15 protein-coding genes are annotated in these 14,679 nt (G+C 64.3%); 4 read left to right on the top strand and 11 right to left on the bottom strand.

Annotated features, from left to right (window positions below):
• Positions 1 to 88: 88 nt before the first annotated feature.
• The 8 genes from JOE38_RS16100 to JOE38_RS06280 form a co-directional block, all read right to left on the bottom strand.
• Positions 89 to 1,138, bottom strand: coding sequence for a ComEC/Rec2 family competence protein (locus JOE38_RS16100; RefSeq protein ID WP_204575370.1), 1,050 nt, complete (start codon positions 1,136 to 1,138; stop codon positions 89 to 91).
• A complete protein-coding gene (locus tag JOE38_RS06310) occupies positions 1,135 to 1,458 on the bottom strand; it encodes a hypothetical protein (protein WP_204575369.1) in 324 nt (107 codons plus the stop codon). Before JOE38_RS06310 ends, JOE38_RS16100 begins: the two co-directional genes overlap by 4 nt.
• A 336-nt stretch (positions 1,459 to 1,794) precedes the next feature.
• Positions 1,795 to 3,867 (bottom strand): sensor histidine kinase, encoded by a 2,073-nt coding sequence (locus tag JOE38_RS06305; RefSeq protein ID WP_204575368.1) that lies wholly within the window; start codon positions 3,865 to 3,867, stop codon positions 1,795 to 1,797.
• Complete coding sequence (locus tag JOE38_RS06300; protein ID WP_204575367.1) at positions 3,855 to 5,060, bottom strand: hypothetical protein; 1,206 nt, start codon at positions 5,058 to 5,060, stop codon at positions 3,855 to 3,857. Before JOE38_RS06300 ends, JOE38_RS06305 begins: the two co-directional genes overlap by 13 nt.
• Before the next feature lie 397 nt (positions 5,061 to 5,457).
• A complete protein-coding gene (locus tag JOE38_RS06295; RefSeq protein ID WP_204575366.1) occupies positions 5,458 to 6,225 on the bottom strand; it encodes an SCO1664 family protein in 768 nt (255 codons plus the stop codon).
• Positions 6,225 to 6,788, bottom strand: coding sequence for a DUF3090 domain-containing protein (locus tag JOE38_RS06290; RefSeq protein WP_204575365.1), 564 nt, complete (start codon positions 6,786 to 6,788; stop codon positions 6,225 to 6,227). The genes JOE38_RS06295 and JOE38_RS06290 overlap by 1 nt, the downstream gene beginning before the upstream one ends.
• Before the next feature lie 23 nt (positions 6,789 to 6,811).
• Complete coding sequence (locus JOE38_RS06285) at positions 6,812 to 7,504, bottom strand: histidine phosphatase family protein (protein WP_204575364.1); 693 nt, start codon at positions 7,502 to 7,504, stop codon at positions 6,812 to 6,814.
• Between the two features lie 50 nt (positions 7,505 to 7,554).
• Positions 7,555 to 8,967, bottom strand: a complete 1,413-nt coding sequence (locus tag JOE38_RS06280; RefSeq protein ID WP_204575363.1) for an amino acid permease — start codon at positions 8,965 to 8,967, stop codon at positions 7,555 to 7,557.
• 188 nt (positions 8,968 to 9,155) lie between these two features.
• On the opposite strand from JOE38_RS06280, the gene JOE38_RS06275 reads away from it, so the two are divergent.
• Complete coding sequence (locus JOE38_RS06275; protein WP_204575362.1) at positions 9,156 to 9,743, top strand: TlpA family protein disulfide reductase; 588 nt, start codon at positions 9,156 to 9,158, stop codon at positions 9,741 to 9,743.
• A gap of 202 nt (positions 9,744 to 9,945) precedes the next feature.
• Positions 9,946 to 10,950, top strand: a complete 1,005-nt coding sequence (locus tag JOE38_RS06270) for an HNH endonuclease (RefSeq protein WP_204575361.1) — start codon at positions 9,946 to 9,948, stop codon at positions 10,948 to 10,950.
• A 52-nt stretch (positions 10,951 to 11,002) separates the two neighbouring features.
• Here JOE38_RS06270 and JOE38_RS06265 read toward each other — a convergent pair whose 3' ends face one another.
• The 3 genes from JOE38_RS06265 to JOE38_RS06255 form a co-directional block, all read right to left on the bottom strand.
• A complete protein-coding gene (locus JOE38_RS06265) occupies positions 11,003 to 11,458 on the bottom strand; it encodes a universal stress protein (protein WP_204575360.1) in 456 nt (151 codons plus the stop codon).
• A gap of 3 nt (positions 11,459 to 11,461) precedes the next feature.
• Positions 11,462 to 12,928 (bottom strand): APC family permease, encoded by a 1,467-nt coding sequence (locus tag JOE38_RS06260; protein ID WP_204575359.1) that lies wholly within the window; start codon positions 12,926 to 12,928, stop codon positions 11,462 to 11,464.
• A gap of 73 nt (positions 12,929 to 13,001) precedes the next feature.
• On the bottom strand, positions 13,002 to 13,397 hold the full coding sequence (locus JOE38_RS06255; RefSeq protein WP_239544757.1) for a MarR family transcriptional regulator: 396 nt from the start codon (positions 13,395 to 13,397) through the stop codon (positions 13,002 to 13,004).
• Between the two features lie 248 nt (positions 13,398 to 13,645).
• Here JOE38_RS06255 and JOE38_RS06250 point away from each other — a divergent pair, with 248 nt between their 5' ends.
• Both JOE38_RS06250 and JOE38_RS06245 read left to right on the top strand, forming a co-directional pair.
• The gene (locus JOE38_RS06250) at positions 13,646 to 14,050 is read left to right on the top strand and encodes a hypothetical protein (RefSeq protein WP_204575357.1); all 405 of its coding nucleotides are present in this window, start codon (positions 13,646 to 13,648) and stop codon (positions 14,048 to 14,050) included.
• Positions 14,051 to 14,108: 58 nt separating this feature from the next.
• The gene (locus tag JOE38_RS06245) at positions 14,109 to 14,672 is read left to right on the top strand and encodes a GIY-YIG nuclease family protein (protein WP_204575356.1); all 564 of its coding nucleotides are present in this window, start codon (positions 14,109 to 14,111) and stop codon (positions 14,670 to 14,672) included.
• The last annotated feature ends 7 nt before the right edge of the window (positions 14,673 to 14,679 follow it).

The raw sequence follows: 14,679 nt of genomic DNA, 5'->3' as shown, positions 1-14,679 counted from the left end.
TCCGTAAGCATGTGCCGGTACTGAGAATAGGTCATGAACGCGAGCATGCGACCGCAGCTTTCCCAAAGGCGATTTTGTTGATGTTCCCCTAACCTCCTGGCCTCTCTAGCTCCCGTGACGCTAGACGGCAGCGTGCTCCAGGAACGAACTCGTCGAGGAAAGCCTCATGGGCGGTGCGGTCAAGAAACAGCGGGCCGCCCACGGGCCCGCTAATAATAGCTGAACCTAGGCAGGAATGCCCTTCTTGCCAACCGGCTGCATAGCCGTCGGAGGACCCCGTTCGACCAACTGGACTGGGTGAACATGAGCGAGATAACTGTGTACACGCAACGGCTACATTGGGCATCGCGCTCAACGCAGCCTGTAGCACCTCGGGTCTAGGGTTGTCCATGCCAGTCGACCTGCCATTTGAGATTAGGACAAGTTCGGGTTGTACGGCCGCGACGAGTTCTGCTAATGCCGTCGCTGTCCCGGCGGCGGAAGAAGCCATAGTTCCACCATGGTGAGGTAAGACAAGATACTTAGCCCGCATGTCGGGAAGCTCTGGATTCTTCATGTGACGCAGTCCCACTGCGTCCAGGTCACCAGGAACAAGCATTAAGGGCATGTCGTCCACCGATACGCGCACGACCGCGCTCACCGAGTTTGTCTTAATGGCTGCCCCTGTGCGGTCCCTATTGCCTACCCCTAACCGCCGAAGCCGTAGTCGCGGAGCTAGAATCTCAAGCTTCACGCGAGGCCCTATATTGGTGACCAATAAGCCTTTACCCACCTCCTCGTGCGCAATGATGCTTCCGGAGTCCGCCAGGTCATCAAGCTGATAACTGAGATCTTGAAATAGCTTAGTGCGCTTAAGTCCATCTGTATTCCAAACAACACGGCGAACCGGAAAGCCAGACGAAAGCATCGCAGAAAGGCCGCCGACGTGGTCTTGGTCAGCGTGACTGATAATCACAAGATCTATCAGTTGGATATCGCGGGCTTCGAGATACTCTAAGACGGAGGAGTTTGCCCCAGTGTCGATGAGAATCGTGGCGACTTCAGTCTGCACAACAACACAGCTGCCATGCCCAACGTCCAAAATTGCTACGCTGACGTCTGACGTATTCAGTTGTTGAGTAAGGACTACGTCGCTCATAAATCGTATTCCCAATCGGCGACATACAGGGCATCCGCCGATTCGGTCCCAAGGTTTACCTGCGCGTAGGCTCGGTAATCCGGTTGTGTGGTTACTTTCAAGGCTAATTCTGGAGGTAAATCGGCGACACGAAGTGCAACTGCTTCTGAACTCCACGCGGGCATCTTCACATACACCGATTGGTTTTCAGGGACATACTCGACGAATCTAACGAGTGCACGTCGAGGGCGTCGTACGGCCTGAAAGCTACCTTCGAATTCTGCACGAACGACAGCCAGGCCTTCCCTAACCGCATCTGAAGAAAGCTCGTTGGGCGACATGACGACGGGTATCCAACGTCTCAGTGACCGAAATTGGTCAGCGCTCGAGATGCTATACGTCGTGCATAGTACGGCGGGAAATTGAGTCCTGTACCATTGCGCAACGAGCTTTGCTCCGTCGAACTGCGCGTAGCCAGCAGGCGTCAAGCGATGGTCACTGACTGCCGATGTTGCGTTCTTTGGTCGCGCTAAGTACGACTCGAGGGAGCCAAGCGGCCCTGGCTGATCGACAGGGGTGAATTCGTCACCCTCAATCGCGTATGCGTATCCCTCGCGCACATCCTGATCATCATCAATGATGGCAATTCGTTCAGAATCGTGATTCATTATGTCCTTTTAGTCGGCACCGAGAGTAGGCAACTGTAGAGTAAAGACGGCTCCTCCCAAGGAGCCATTTGCTATAGCTTTGACGTTACCGCCCAAATCCGCAACCGTATCTTTGACGATCGTCAACCCTAGACCTGTCCCGTGTGGTTTGAGGGTATGGCCGGGTAGCCATATCTCCTCCAAGCCGATACCAACGATGCCAGGGCCGCTGTCTGCCACCTCGAGGCACCACAACTCATCTGTCGTTGAAACTGTCATGTGAATCATGCGATCGCTATTCGTTGAGGTTTCGAACGCCGCTAATGAATTATTGATAAGGTTGGTAATTATGGATTCTACTGAAGCGGCTGACCCCTGCAAGAAAGGTTCACTGCCTTCAGGTATGACGACTGTTAGCTGCACATTTCTACCATCCAAAAATGGCTTAAATGTTTGAGTGATGTCTCTCACGGTTTGGTTGAGTACAACTTTGCCCATACGCCGCTTATCGGCATCGATAAGTTCGAGCGTGGCTGTCGATAGCACGCTGAGTGCCAGCGTAGCGGCCCTTATTCGACTGATGGCTTGAGCGTAGTCCGCTTCGAAATTGACTGATGGATTCCGGACGAGTCGCGAGGCTATGCCAGTTAAAGAGGTGCCGATGGCTTTCAGGGGATTTCCTTGCGCCTCATGAGCAAAGGTCGCGGCCGTGATGCCGGCCGTGCTCAAAGTGCGATACAATTGGACTTCGCGTCTAAGAACTTCGGCCTCACGGTCTCTTTCCCGTTCGTAAGTTTTAAAAGAAAGCTGAAGTGCTGCTTTGGAAGCATCATCTGTTACTTGCCGAATGAGTTCGTTTACGGTTTCACTTGACTTCGACGCATCTTTCTGAGTTTCTGCTCTTGCTGCGCGCCGCTTACGCTCTGCGGTCTCGACCCGTTTCTGAGCCATCCAGTTCATTGCATCTTTTGCAAAACGTTGAAGCTCTGAAAACTCCCACGTGTCTAGGAAGCCAGACCGATCAGTCTTTTGGCGGAGCGAGTCATTTGGGTCTTCCACAAGCACTCGGCCAATAGATGTATTAGTTGATGGTCGCTCTTCTGGGCTTCGCGCGCGGGCTAGATTCATATCCAGCCAGTCGTTCGACGGGTTGCCATAGGGCGCAACCCTTAGGCCGTTCACGTAAACATGAACGCCACCAAACGTTCCAAGCCACTCCCTCACTGCCGACAGCTGAACTGACCGAGTTTGGAACGATTGATGGTTAAGTATATAAACCCATAGTTCAAATCGCGTGTCGGGAACACCGTAGGCACCGTCTCCTGTAGCCCGATTAAAATCGGACGGCGCGGCGGTCCAAAGAATTTCGCCCCGCCAATCTCGGACTGTGGCTTCAGGTTGACCGTCTTTGATTTCCGCAACGAGGTGATACTCCGCTTGGTCGAAGTAGCGGTTTGTTACTTGTCCTGCTAAGTCCGAAAAGGTCTCTGTATGAAGAACTGGTTCAAATCCTCCAGACCCGTCTGTAAATGGGTCGGCGAGAAGGACGAGCGCCCTCGCTAAACGGCGTGCATCCACGCGTCCAATAGTTGTACGAAGTCCACGCAGCTCAATTCGCGTGCCTGGCGGGTCTGTCGATGGAAATTGAGTAACACTTAGGGCGACGTCATCGACGGCTTCAACGCCAGAAAATAAGTCCCAATCGATGGTTATCGAGTACTCGAACCCATTTCCTGGTCTTGAGCTCATATGTGCAATTCGCCCTAGCCGCAAGGCGGCAAGGCGCCCAAGGCCCTTATTGCCGGCCGGTCGCCGACCGGCTTTTGTCAATGTGTTGGTTGACTTTGATGAGCCACCCAGAACGAGCCATCCTCGTAAGATAGCGTCCGCGTCCATACCCGTGCCGTTGTCTTCTATGACGACTGAATCATGTCCGTCCTCGCCGTCGAGCCAAACATCACATCGGCTAGCATCGGCGTCGTATGAATTCTTGACTAATTCAATAATTCCTTGATCGACACTTGGATTCAGCTCTTCACCAAGTCGTTGAAGAATAAGTGGCGAAAAGCGGAGCTTGGCCTCTGCGTTGACTAGTTTGTCCACGGGATCTCCTTGAGGGCGGTGACGGTCAGGTGGCGGCAACGAATGCGCTCGTCGAGAAAGGTACGTGTATGTTCTGATTGAAGTACTCGTAATGCATCATCTATAGTCACTCCCGAGTTCGCGTTGGGTTTCACAATCAGAAGGTGATTCTCAACAGCGGTTGGGGTAGTCGCGGTCCATCGACGAACGCGTACTCGCGGATTATCGCCCGGTCGAGCCGTTCGATTGACGAGAAGCATCGGGCCATACTCAAGTCTGCCGGTGAATGATCTAGTTAAGGGAATTCCTGCCGTCAATGAACGGGCTGTTACATAAGCAACCTCGTCGCCGTCGTGACTATCTCGATGGGGTACAACTGGGCCGACGGCCACACGGCAGTACTCCTGTAGCGTGTGTTTGGTGTCTGATGAACTTTGCCAAGAGCTATTGGGAACTGCAGCGCCGACTTCGATTTTAATCAAGAATGTGTGCACGTCTGTTTGGTGATCAAACTGATCTTGGGTCGACAGTGCGCGGATCGAACCAAGTGCGGAGACCGAACTGCGCCACTTCGCGTAGCGGGTCCCGGATCGCAGAACATCCGGCAATATGGCTAAAAGGACGCTTCCATCTTGCATGTCTAGAAGGGCACGCTCTACAAAAAGCGCAGCCGCATTTATGCTTCCGCGTCCCCATGGTCGTTCGGCCTTGATTGAAAAAAATGGCGGGTTCATTACGACGTGGGTGGCGTTGGTTAGGTCGAAGTTACCGGATAAGAAGTCGAGGTTTGAGCTTGATATTTGGCTACGTTCGATCACGCCTGTCTGCGCAAGGCGCCGCTCGGCTATTTGCAGAAAGAGTGGGTTAGTGTCGTTTATTCTGTATGAGGGTCGCGTTGTTTTATCGCTATGTGGACGGCCGCGGTCGGGGACGCTATGATCTGTTACAGACGGCAGCAATAAGTCGCCTGCACCTACGGCTGGATCTACCACAATGGCGCCATCGGGCAGGGGTAAATCCACCAGATCCCACAGTGCTTTCGCGAGAGACGGGCTTGTGAAATAAGTTCCAGCAGCTCGCATCGCTTCTTTTGTTGTAGTAGCTCGCAGGGCTGTGTACGGAGTCTCCCATGTCGGGTCATTTGAATCACTTGCCAGGCGTGCGAGTGGCGTCGCGTAAGCGGCGGCATAAGATCCGAAAGTGGCTAACGTCATTATGTGTCCTGTTCGGGCGTCACTCGTGGCGGAGTATAGATCTCAGGATTGCTCGTAGAAGTAACGCCTGGCATTGGTCATCGCCGGAAGATTTCCCTGTGGGTGCCTTGAGACATGTGCCTCGTGAAGTTGACTAGATCGTACTCTGTATGCTCTTCCAGAGCCCACCTGTGTTGCCACATCGCGTCTAACTGAGCCACATGGGGCGACTATGAGCATGGGGCGCCTACCGACTGGAAGGGCGAGCAGTCACCACGTGAGTCCTTGAGGTGAGTACGATCTCGGCTTTGTAGCTTGCCGGCGCGCTTGGTGCCGGATACCTAGGGCCGGAGCGGTCCTGCTGCCGAGTAGAGCTACGACCCAGCTTCGTGGGGTGGTGAGCGACGTGGACCGGAGCTCAGAATAGTGGCCAGGGGACGGCCGAGGCCTCCCCTAGGGGGGCCGGAAACTTCGCCGCCGCACGCAACCGCGCGCACCGCTCCGCCAACGCCTCGACCTCCTCCACCGTCAGCAGCCCAGCCAGCTCCCGCCCCAGCTCCCCATCCAGCCCCGCGAGCACCCGATCCACGCCCTCGAGCTCATCCGCGGTCAGCGGATCCCCCACCCACCCCCACAGCACAGTCCGCAGCTTGTGCTGCGCGTGGAAGGTGAGGCCGTGGTCGATGCCGAAGCGGTGGCCGTCCGGCATGGCGAGCACGTGGAAGCCCTTGCGGTCGGCGTTGTTCACGATCACGTCGAAGACGGCCATGCGGCGCAGCGCCGGGGTGTCCTCGTGGATGAGGGCGACGGTGTTGCCCTCCTCGTCCTCGCCGCCGAGGATCGTCCGGTAGCCGGTCTCCGGGATCTCGGCAGCGGGGATCAGGTCCACGGCGTCCTGGTCGGGATCCTCGTCCTGCCAGAGCTGCACCATGCCCTCGCCCGCCGGGCCATCGCGGAGCCACGTGCGCGGCACGACGCCCCAGCCGAGCGCCTCGGACACAAGGTAGGCGGCGACCTCGCGATGCGCGAGCACCGCGTCGGGGAAGTCCCACAGCGGGTTCTCGCCGCGGATGGGCTTGTAGACGACGGCCACGTCGCCGATCGTCCCGAGGAAGGTCGCGTTCGACGCGGTGCGGATGCGGCCGGTGACGATCAGCTCGCCGTCCAGCGGGTCCGTCTCCGACATCATTCGTCGGGGAAGGTGTGGATGTGCCCGTCGGGGTCGATGGGGTAGCCGCACAGCGCGCAGATGGGACGGCCGGCGCCCACGACCTCGTGGGTGCGCTTCGCGAACGCGCGAGCTGCGCCGACGGGCATCCGCACCACGAGCATCTCGGTGTCGTCCACGTCCACGTCGTCGTCGACGCTCGGCAGGTCGAAGTCGTCGCTGTCGTCGTCCTCCGCGAGCGGGTACGCCTCGATGACCACCTGGGCCGTCGTCGGATCCCAGCCGAGGCCCATCGCGCCGGTGCGCCAGCGCTCGACGACGTCCTCGAGCGGGTCGTTGTCGACGAGCTCCGGGGGCGTGCTCTCGGGGATGCTGAACGGGTTGCCCTCGACGGTGACGAGCTGGTCGAGGATCTCGTCGATCTTCTCGGCGAGCAGCGCGGACTGCTGCTTCTCGAGGGCGATGGTCACCAGCTGCGGGCCGGAGCGCACCTGGAAGTAGAACGTGCGCGCGCCCGGGAGGCCGATGGTGCCGACCACGGCCCGGTCGGGCCAGTCGAATTCGAGGGCTCGTGTGGGCATGCGTCCACTCTATGCGCGGGGGATCACGGCGTGCTGTGCCCGGCGCCGCCGCCGACCGGCGCATCGCCGGATCCGACGCTCGCGGCCAGCCAGGAGAGGTCGCCCGCGTCGGTGTTGGTCGCGTGCACGGTGGGGCGGCCCGCACCGTAGCGCACGATCGAGAGGGACGCGGGGCCCACGTCGATGCGCTGGAACAGGTCGAGGTGCATGCCGTACGCGTCGGCGAGGATCGACTTGATGACGTCGCCGTGGCTCACCGCGACCCACACGGCGCCCGGCCCATGTTCGGCCTCGATGGCGGCGTCGTGCCGGCGGATCGCGGCGACCGCGCGCGCCTGCATCCCGGCCATGGACTCCCCGCCGGGGAAGACGACGGCGGACGGGTGCGCCTGGACCGTCTTCCAGAGGTCCTCGGTGGCGAGCTCGCTGAGGGGGCGGCCCTGCCAGTCGCCGTAGTCGCACTCCGTGAGGTCGGGGTCGACGGGCTGGGCGGGCTTCGCCGGCTGCCGCTCGAGGATCCGCTGCGCGGTCTCCCAGCAGCGCTGCAGCGGGCTGGACACGACGGCCGCCAGCGGGACAGCGGCGAGCCGGTCGCCGGCGCGGTCGGCCTGGTCGCGTCCTGTGTCGTCGAGGTCGACGCCGGGGGTGCGCCCCGCCAGGATCCCGGTCGCGTTCGCTGTCGTCCGTCCGTGCCGCACGAGGATCACTGTCGCCATGCGGCCAGCCTAATCAGCTGGCCTCGGCGGTCACCGGCCGGCCGTCGCCTTCACCGGGCGTCGGGCACCGGCACCGCGGGCGCGGTGGCCGCCTCCTCCGCATCGACCGCCGCCGCCGGATCCACCGACCCACCCCGCGCCTTCGTGACGACGTAGAGCACCAGCACGACCGCCCACGCCACGAGGCTCAGCACGAGCTGCGGGCGGATCTCGGGGTCCAGCGCCATCTGCGCGAGCACCGCGAGGATCCCGACGACCGTGACGATCGAGAGGCCCGGGAACAGCCACATCTTCACCGGCAGGCCCGCGGATCCGCTGCGGCGGCGGAGGACGATCTGCGAGATCGCGATCAGCAGGTAGACGAACAGGATGATCGCGCCCGAGGAGTTGAGCAGGAACAGGAAGACGGTGTCGGGGGAGACGGCCGCCGCGATCACGCAGAGGAAGCCGACGACCGACGAGAGCAGGATCGCCGCGCGCGGCACGCCCCGCGACGTCACCTGCACGAGCCGCGCGGGCGCCTCCCGCCGGGCCGCGAGCACGAACAGCATGCGGCTCGCCGTGTAGAGGCCGGAGTTGAGGCACGAGAGCACGGCGGTGAGGACGACCGCGTTCATCACGTCGCCCGCGAAGGGGATCCCCATCCGGTCGAACGCGCTCACGAACGGGCTGGCGCCGAGCTCCGTGGAATCCCAGGGGAGGATCACGGCGAGCAGGAAGAGCGAGCCGACGAAGAAGAGGGAGATGCGGAGGATCACGGAGTTGGTGGACTTCCGGATGGCCTTCGCGGGGTCCTTCGACTCGGCGGCCGCGATGGTGGCGATCTCCGCGCCGACCATGGAGAAGATCACGACGACGACGGAGGAGAAGATCGCGCCGACGCCGTTCGGGAAGAAGCCGCCGTTGGCGACGAGGTTCGAGAAGTCAAGCGAGCGGCCCGGCCAGATGCCGAGGACGTAGAGGCTGCCGAGGCCGAGGAACAGGATGATCGCGGCCACCTTGATACCCGCGAACCAGTACTCGAACTCGCCGAACGCGCCGACGGAGATGAGGTTGGTGGCGGTCATCAGCGCCATGAGTCCGAGGGAGAGGAGCCAGAGCGGCGCGTCGAACCAGTAGGTGAGGGCCTTCGCGCCGGCGACCGCCTCGAATCCCACGACGATGACCCAGAAGTACCAGTAGAGCCAGCCCATCGAGAACCCGGCCCAGCCGCCGAGGGCGTGCCGGGCGTAGTCGGCGAAGGATCCGGTGCTGGGATTCGCGGTCGCCATCTCGCCGAGCATGCGCATCACCAGGATGATCAGCACGCCGGAGATCGCGTACGTGAGGAACGCGCCCGGGCCCGCGCCGTTGATCACCACCCCGGAGCCCACGAACAGGCCGGCGCCGATGACGCCGCCGATCGCGATCATGGTGAGCTGCCTCTGCGTGAGGCTCTTGTGCAGCTGGGGGGCGGATGCCATGGAAGCCTCCGGGCGGGTCGGCGTTCGCGGGTGGGGGATCCTCCCGCTCGACCGGCGACGCGTCGGGCCGGGAGGTGCTGAGCACGATACGCAGGGGACGAGAGCTTCCGCGAAGTGTTCACATGGGCTTTACATTGCGGCGGCGGCGGCGGGCGGGCGGGCGGTCGCACCGGCCGTAGCATGACGGGGTGATCCGCCGAACCGCCGCCGCAGCCCTCGTGCTCGCGGCCGCGCTGGCCCTCGGCGGCTGCACGGCGACGGATCAGCTCGCGAGCGACTTCCGATCGGGCGATGGCGCCGGGAACGGGACCGTCTCCGGCGATGGCCGGGTCACGGAGTTCGCGGCGGACGACCGCGGCGAGCCGGTCTCCTTCACCGCGGAGGACCCGACCGGTGCGACGGTGACGGCCGAGCAGTTCCGCGGGAAGGTCCTCGTGGTCAACTTCTGGTACGCCGAGTGCGGCCCGTGCCGTGTCGAGGCGGCCGACCTGCGCCAGGTCAGCGCCGCGACCGCGGACACGGCGACATTCCTCGGCGTCAACACGAGGAACTCGGCGGCGAGCGTCGACGCCTTCGTCCGCACCTTCGACATCCCCTACGCGAACGTCCTCGACGGCCAGGACAGCGCGGTGCAGCTCGCCTTCGCGGCTCGCACCGCGCCGAACACGACCCCGTCGACGCTCGTGCTCGACCCCGAGGGTCGGGTCAGCGCGCGGATCCTCGGGGTGGTGGATGCGGGGACGCTCACGGAGTTGATCGCGACCGTCGCCAGCTGACGGGGATCACCCGCCCTCCTCGTCATGGGGAGACGTGGGTGGCCCGACAAAGGGGGCCTAGGCGTGCGCGCCGAGGTCTCGTAGCGTTTCGTCGCAGTGTCGGCGCGCCTCCTGCCTGGCACCTCTTCGCTGTCGTCTCCCGCCCAGAGATGACGGCGCACGTCTCCTCGTCGAGACCCGAGCTCCCCGATAGGACTGGCCCTTGCCCTACATCATCGCGTTGGTCCTGATCATCTTCCTGATCAGCCTCATCTTCACGTACTGGCAGATATCGCTGACCGTCGTCGGTCTGATCCTCGCCATCATCATCGTCCCGAAGATCGTGCGCAACGTCCGCAAGAACCGTTACTTCAAGGGCGAGGTCTTCCTCGCGCAGAAGCGCGAACTCGCCGCCTTCGTCGATGAGCACAACGAACTGGCCGAGTACATCGCGGAGATCCGAGAGCGCGATTCGTTCCAGCTCGCCGTCGCTGAGACGGGCACTCATGCTCACCTCGCCACCTTCCAGAACACGAGCAATCACAAGCATCGGCGGGATCGCAACGAGGCGTCCTTCGAGGATCCGAACGTGCACAACTGCTCCCTGCAGGTGGTCCGTTCGGCCAGCGGCGACCCGCTGAAGTACTTGATGAAGTACTTCAACATCGCCGCGACAGAGACACGGCTCACGCAAGTGGAGACGCTGGGCGAGGACATCGCGCGTCTCGAGGACGCGGTCGGCAACCTTCGCCAGCGTGAGACGGCCATCGTCGAGTCGATCCGCCCGCCGGCGTTCATCCTGAAGCACTACGAGGAGGAGTTCCGCAATCAGGTCGGCTACGAGGTCAAGCGGATCGTGATTCCCTACCCGGTCTATGTCTTCGAGTACGTGAGCGCAGGTGGCAACAGCTCGCAGAGGACGTCGATCAAGCTGAACAACGAGACGATCGACGAACTCGTCGATGTGCTGGCCGGCAAGATCCGATTCGACAAGAGCGCGGCAGGGCAGCGTGCACTGATGACAGCCCGCCTACGTCAATTCATCAAGGCTCGCGATGGCCACGCCTGCCGCTTCTGCTCGGTCTCCGTCGTGGATGAGCCCCATCTGCTCCTTGAGGTGGACCACATCGTGCCCGTGTCCAAGGGCGGACTGTCCACGCACGACAATCTCCAGACCCTCTGCTGGAAGTGCAATCGAAGCAAGTCGAACAAGATCCTCGCCGCCTGATTCAGATGCACCGGCGTCCGTCGGTTCGCGTCACCTACCGTCCGCCATGCCGCTACCCCCGCCCGCGCACCGTCGGCCGGCAGATCAGCACCGGGCACGGCGCCGAGTGCTGCACGCGCGAGGCCGTGCTGCCGAGCAGGATCGTCGCGGTGAGGCCGCGGCTGCCGGCGGCCATCGAGATCAGGCCCGCGGAGAGGTCCTCGGCGGCGCGGATGATCTCGGTGGCGGGGGAGCCGCTGCGCACGTCGCGGTGGATGGTCGGGCCCCAGCCGTCGAAGACCGCCGCGACCGTGTCGACGGCTGCCTCGGCGTCGCGGCGGTAGCTGAGCTCGGTCTGGCCGGTCGCGCGGCGCGGGCCGAGCTCGTTGGCGAACGGCGCGGCCGCGTAGGGGCTCACGACCGCGAGCACGGTGACCTCGGTGATCTCGCGGGAGTCCGCGATCACCTGGAACTGGCGGGCCGCCTGCAGCGATGCCTGGGATCCGTCGGTGGTGACGATGACGTGCACGGGTCAGACCTCCCTGTCCGTGGGTCCGGCTGCGGCGACGCCCGCCGCCGCTTCCAGGTCCGGCTTCTTCGCGCCGAACGTGCGCTGCGCGAGGTAGAGAACGAGCCCCAGCGCGAGCAGCCCGCCGACCCAGAACAGCGCTCCGGGGTCGTCGACGAGCGTGTAGATCAGCACGGCGACGTTCCCGAGGATCCCGACGATCAGCAGCGGCGTGTTCGCGCGGTACGTGTCGTCGCGCTCGTCGTGGCCGCGCAGCTTCAGGCACGCGACGATCACGAGCGCGTAGATGAAGAGGAGGAACACGACGGTGATGGTCGCGAGGCGGTCGACGATGTCGAGCCGCTCGTCTTCGGGGATGCCGGCCTGGCTGGAGCGGATCGCCGCGCCGATGATGAGGAGGCCGGCCACCACCGCGCCGCCGAAGATCAGCGCCACGTAGGGGCTGCGGCGGGCCGGGTGCACCTTGGCGAAGATCGCGGGGACGACGTTCTCGCGCGCCATGCCGAACAGGATCCGCGATTGCGCCACCACGGTCACGAGCGCGGTGTTGCTGATGGCGACCATGGCGATGAGGCCGAAGATCACGAGCATCACGGCCGCCGGGATGAAGAAGAGGTCGGCGCGGACGACCTCGAGGAGCGTGTTGCCCGCCAGCGCGTCGATCGGCACGGCGAGGGCGGCGGCCATCGAGACCAGCACGTAGACGACGCCGGCGGTCATCATGCCGCCGATGAGCGCGCGGGGGAACGCGCGCGACGGGTCGATGGTCTCCTCGGCCACGTTCGCCGCGTTCTCGAAGCCGGTCATGGCGAAGAACGCGAGCGAGACGCCGGCGAGCACGGCCAGCACCGCGGATCCGGGGCCGCCCTCGACCTGGAACTGCAGCAGCACGGCGGGGTCGCCCACGCCCTCGACCAGCGCGATCACGCCGATGGCGACGACGATGATGAGGCCGCTGATCTCGACGAACGTCATGATCACGTTCGCGACGACCGACTCGCTGATGCCGATGAGGTTGATCGCCGTGATGACGGCGACGAACGCGACCGCGATGCCGGTGGTCGCCCAGATCGCGGACTCGGGGAGGCCGATCAGGTCGCTGAGGTAGCGCACGAAGCCGGCCGCGAGGGATCCGACGGCGGCCATGTTGGCGCTGAGCATGCAGATGGTGATGAAGAACGTGAGCACCGGGCTGCGGAACGCCTTGTTGATGTAGAGCGAGGCGCCGGCGGCCTGCGGGTACTTCGTGACGAGCTCCGCGTAGGCGAGGCCCGTGATGGTCGCGATGGAGACGCCCACCAGGAACGCCATCCAGAACGCGCCGCCCACGGCCGCGGCCACGAGGCCGACGAGCACGTAGATGCCGGATCCGAGGACGTCGCCGACCACGTAGAAGTACAGCTGCTTGACCGTGATGGAGCGCTTCAACTCGGATCTCGGGGGTGCCTGGGCCTCGATGGGATTCGCCATTTCCCCACACTAGGGGCGCGGTGGCGAGCGGTCGAGGGGGCAGGATCGGCCGGCGTCGCGTGGTATCCCCGGGTCAGGCGCCGTCGACGATGCGCTGCAGAGCGCCGATCGCGCGCCGCAGCTCGCCCTCGTCGACGGGCGGCTGCACGGAGGCGCACGCCCCGCGGATCCAGCCGGTGCGGGCGCGCATCACCGTCTCGAGGAGCTCCCGGCCGGCGGGCCCGACGACCAGGCGCGCCCCCTCCCCATCCGCCTCCTCCACGAGGATCCGCCGCTGCAGCAGCGCCGCGAGGCTCGGCACGAGGGCCGCGCGCGAGGTGCGGGTCCACATGGAGAGCGACTGGCGGTCCACCTGCATCCCGGTGGCGACGACGCGCAGCAGCTGGATCTGCAGGCCGGTGAGGCCTTCCCAGGCGTCGAGCGTCGCGGCATCCATGAGGTCGAAGACGGTCGCCATCGAGGAGATCAATTCCTCGTGTGTGCTCGGCTCGGACACTGCGCTCCTTCGGCCAAGCGGACGGGGTGAGCAGGCGGACCGCCTGCTCGTGGAGGGAAAGGTACCCATCAGGACCGTTCCCGGTCCAGGTTCGCGGTCGACACGCCACGGAGGCGATCGTGCGGGGATACTGGGACGTGGTGCGCGGTCCCGGGTGGACGGCCGCCGGGACGGGGATGTCGCATGAGCGCAGCAGCAGGAGACGCCGGGCGGGCGCGGCCATGACGCCGCGGATCCGGGCGCTCCTCCTCACCGGGATCATCACCGGCCTGACCATGGCGATCGTCGCGGCCGCGCGCCCGTGGACCCGCGAGGACGAGCCCGACGACTGGGTCGTGCTGCGCTTCGAGGCCGGCGAGGCGGCGACCGCGTACGAGGCGTTCGAGTCGCTGGCCGCGACCGAGATCGCGGGCGATGACGCCCTGCAGCTGCTCGAGGCCGGATGGATCGACGGCAACGAGTTCGGCGAGGACTCCTACGACGTCTACTTCGTCGGCCCGGACCGCCGCATCATGTGGGAGGTGCTCGAGCCGATCTTCGCCGACGCTCCCGTGCCGTGGACCTCGGTCGAGCTCCGCCGTGGCCTCGAGGACCAGGCGCCCTTCGTCGTGCGGGCGGCGCGCTGAGGTCGTCCGGACCGCCGGTCCGGGTTCCGGTGTCGGCGCCCGCGCATAGCGTCGGGGCATGACGTCGACCGGATCCGCCCCGTGCCGCGCCGAGGGCTGCGACGCGGCGGCTGAACCCGGCGCACCCGTGCCGCTGTGCGCCGTGCACCTCGTGGGCGCGGCCGCGTGGGCGGAGCGCGAGCACGGCGTCGAGGACGTGCTGCCGTCGCCCTGCCCGGCGTGCGGATCACGCCTCGGCGTCCGGTACCCGTCGGGCTGGCTGTGCGCGGTGTGCGAGTGGCGGCACGGCGACCACCCGGACGGGGAGCTGGCGCCGCCGCGCGTCGACGTCGTCTACTACATCCGCTTCGGCGACCGGATGAAGATCGGCACCAGCGCCAATCCGCGGCAGCGGCTCGGCACGCTGCGGCACGACGACCTGCTGGCCTTCGAACGCGGCGGTCGATCGGTGGAGCGGGCCCGGCACGCGCGGTTCGCGCGGCAGCGCTACGACCGCACCGAGTGGTTCGCGCTCGACACCGAGCTGCGGGCGCACGTCGCCGCGCTCGCCGCGGGCCAGCCGGATCCGTGGGAGCTGCTCGCCCGCTGGCGGAGCGAGGCGCTGGCGCTGCGGGTCAGCTGACGCCCGC

It is taken from the genome of Clavibacter michiganensis (assembly GCF_016907085.1).
Taxonomy (GTDB): Bacteria; Actinomycetota; Actinomycetes; order Actinomycetales; family Microbacteriaceae; genus Clavibacter; species Clavibacter michiganensis_O.
The sequence above is the reverse complement of the archived record's forward strand: the minus strand, read 5'-3'. Positions and strand labels throughout refer to the sequence as shown.

Excerpts from the sequence above, each read along its gene's own strand:
- JOE38_RS06250 (WP_204575357.1), top strand. The coding sequence starts at position 13,646 with ATGACGCCGCGGATCCGGGCGCTCCTCCTCACCGGGATCATCACCGGC.
- JOE38_RS06285 (WP_204575364.1), bottom strand. The coding sequence starts at position 7,504 with ATGGCGACAGTGATCCTCGTGCGGCACGGACGGACGACAGCGAACGCG.
- JOE38_RS06260 (WP_204575359.1), bottom strand. The coding sequence starts at position 12,928 with ATGGCGAATCCCATCGAGGCCCAGGCACCCCCGAGATCCGAGTTGAAG.
- JOE38_RS06245 (WP_204575356.1), top strand. The coding sequence starts at position 14,109 with ATGACGTCGACCGGATCCGCCCCGTGCCGCGCCGAGGGCTGCGACGCG.
- JOE38_RS16100 (WP_204575370.1), bottom strand. The coding sequence starts at position 1,138 with ATGAGCGACGTAGTCCTTACTCAACAACTGAATACGTCAGACGTCAGC.
- JOE38_RS06295 (WP_204575366.1), bottom strand. The coding sequence starts at position 6,225 with ATGTCGGAGACGGACCCGCTGGACGGCGAGCTGATCGTCACCGGCCGC.
- JOE38_RS06310 (WP_204575369.1), bottom strand. The coding sequence starts at position 1,458 with ATGTCGCCCAACGAGCTTTCTTCAGATGCGGTTAGGGAAGGCCTGGCT.
- JOE38_RS06280 (WP_204575363.1), bottom strand. The coding sequence starts at position 8,967 with ATGGCATCCGCCCCCCAGCTGCACAAGAGCCTCACGCAGAGGCAGCTC.
- JOE38_RS06300 (WP_204575367.1), bottom strand. The coding sequence starts at position 5,060 with ATGACGTTAGCCACTTTCGGATCTTATGCCGCCGCTTACGCGACGCCA.
- JOE38_RS06290 (WP_204575365.1), bottom strand. The coding sequence starts at position 6,788 with ATGCCCACACGAGCCCTCGAATTCGACTGGCCCGACCGGGCCGTGGTC.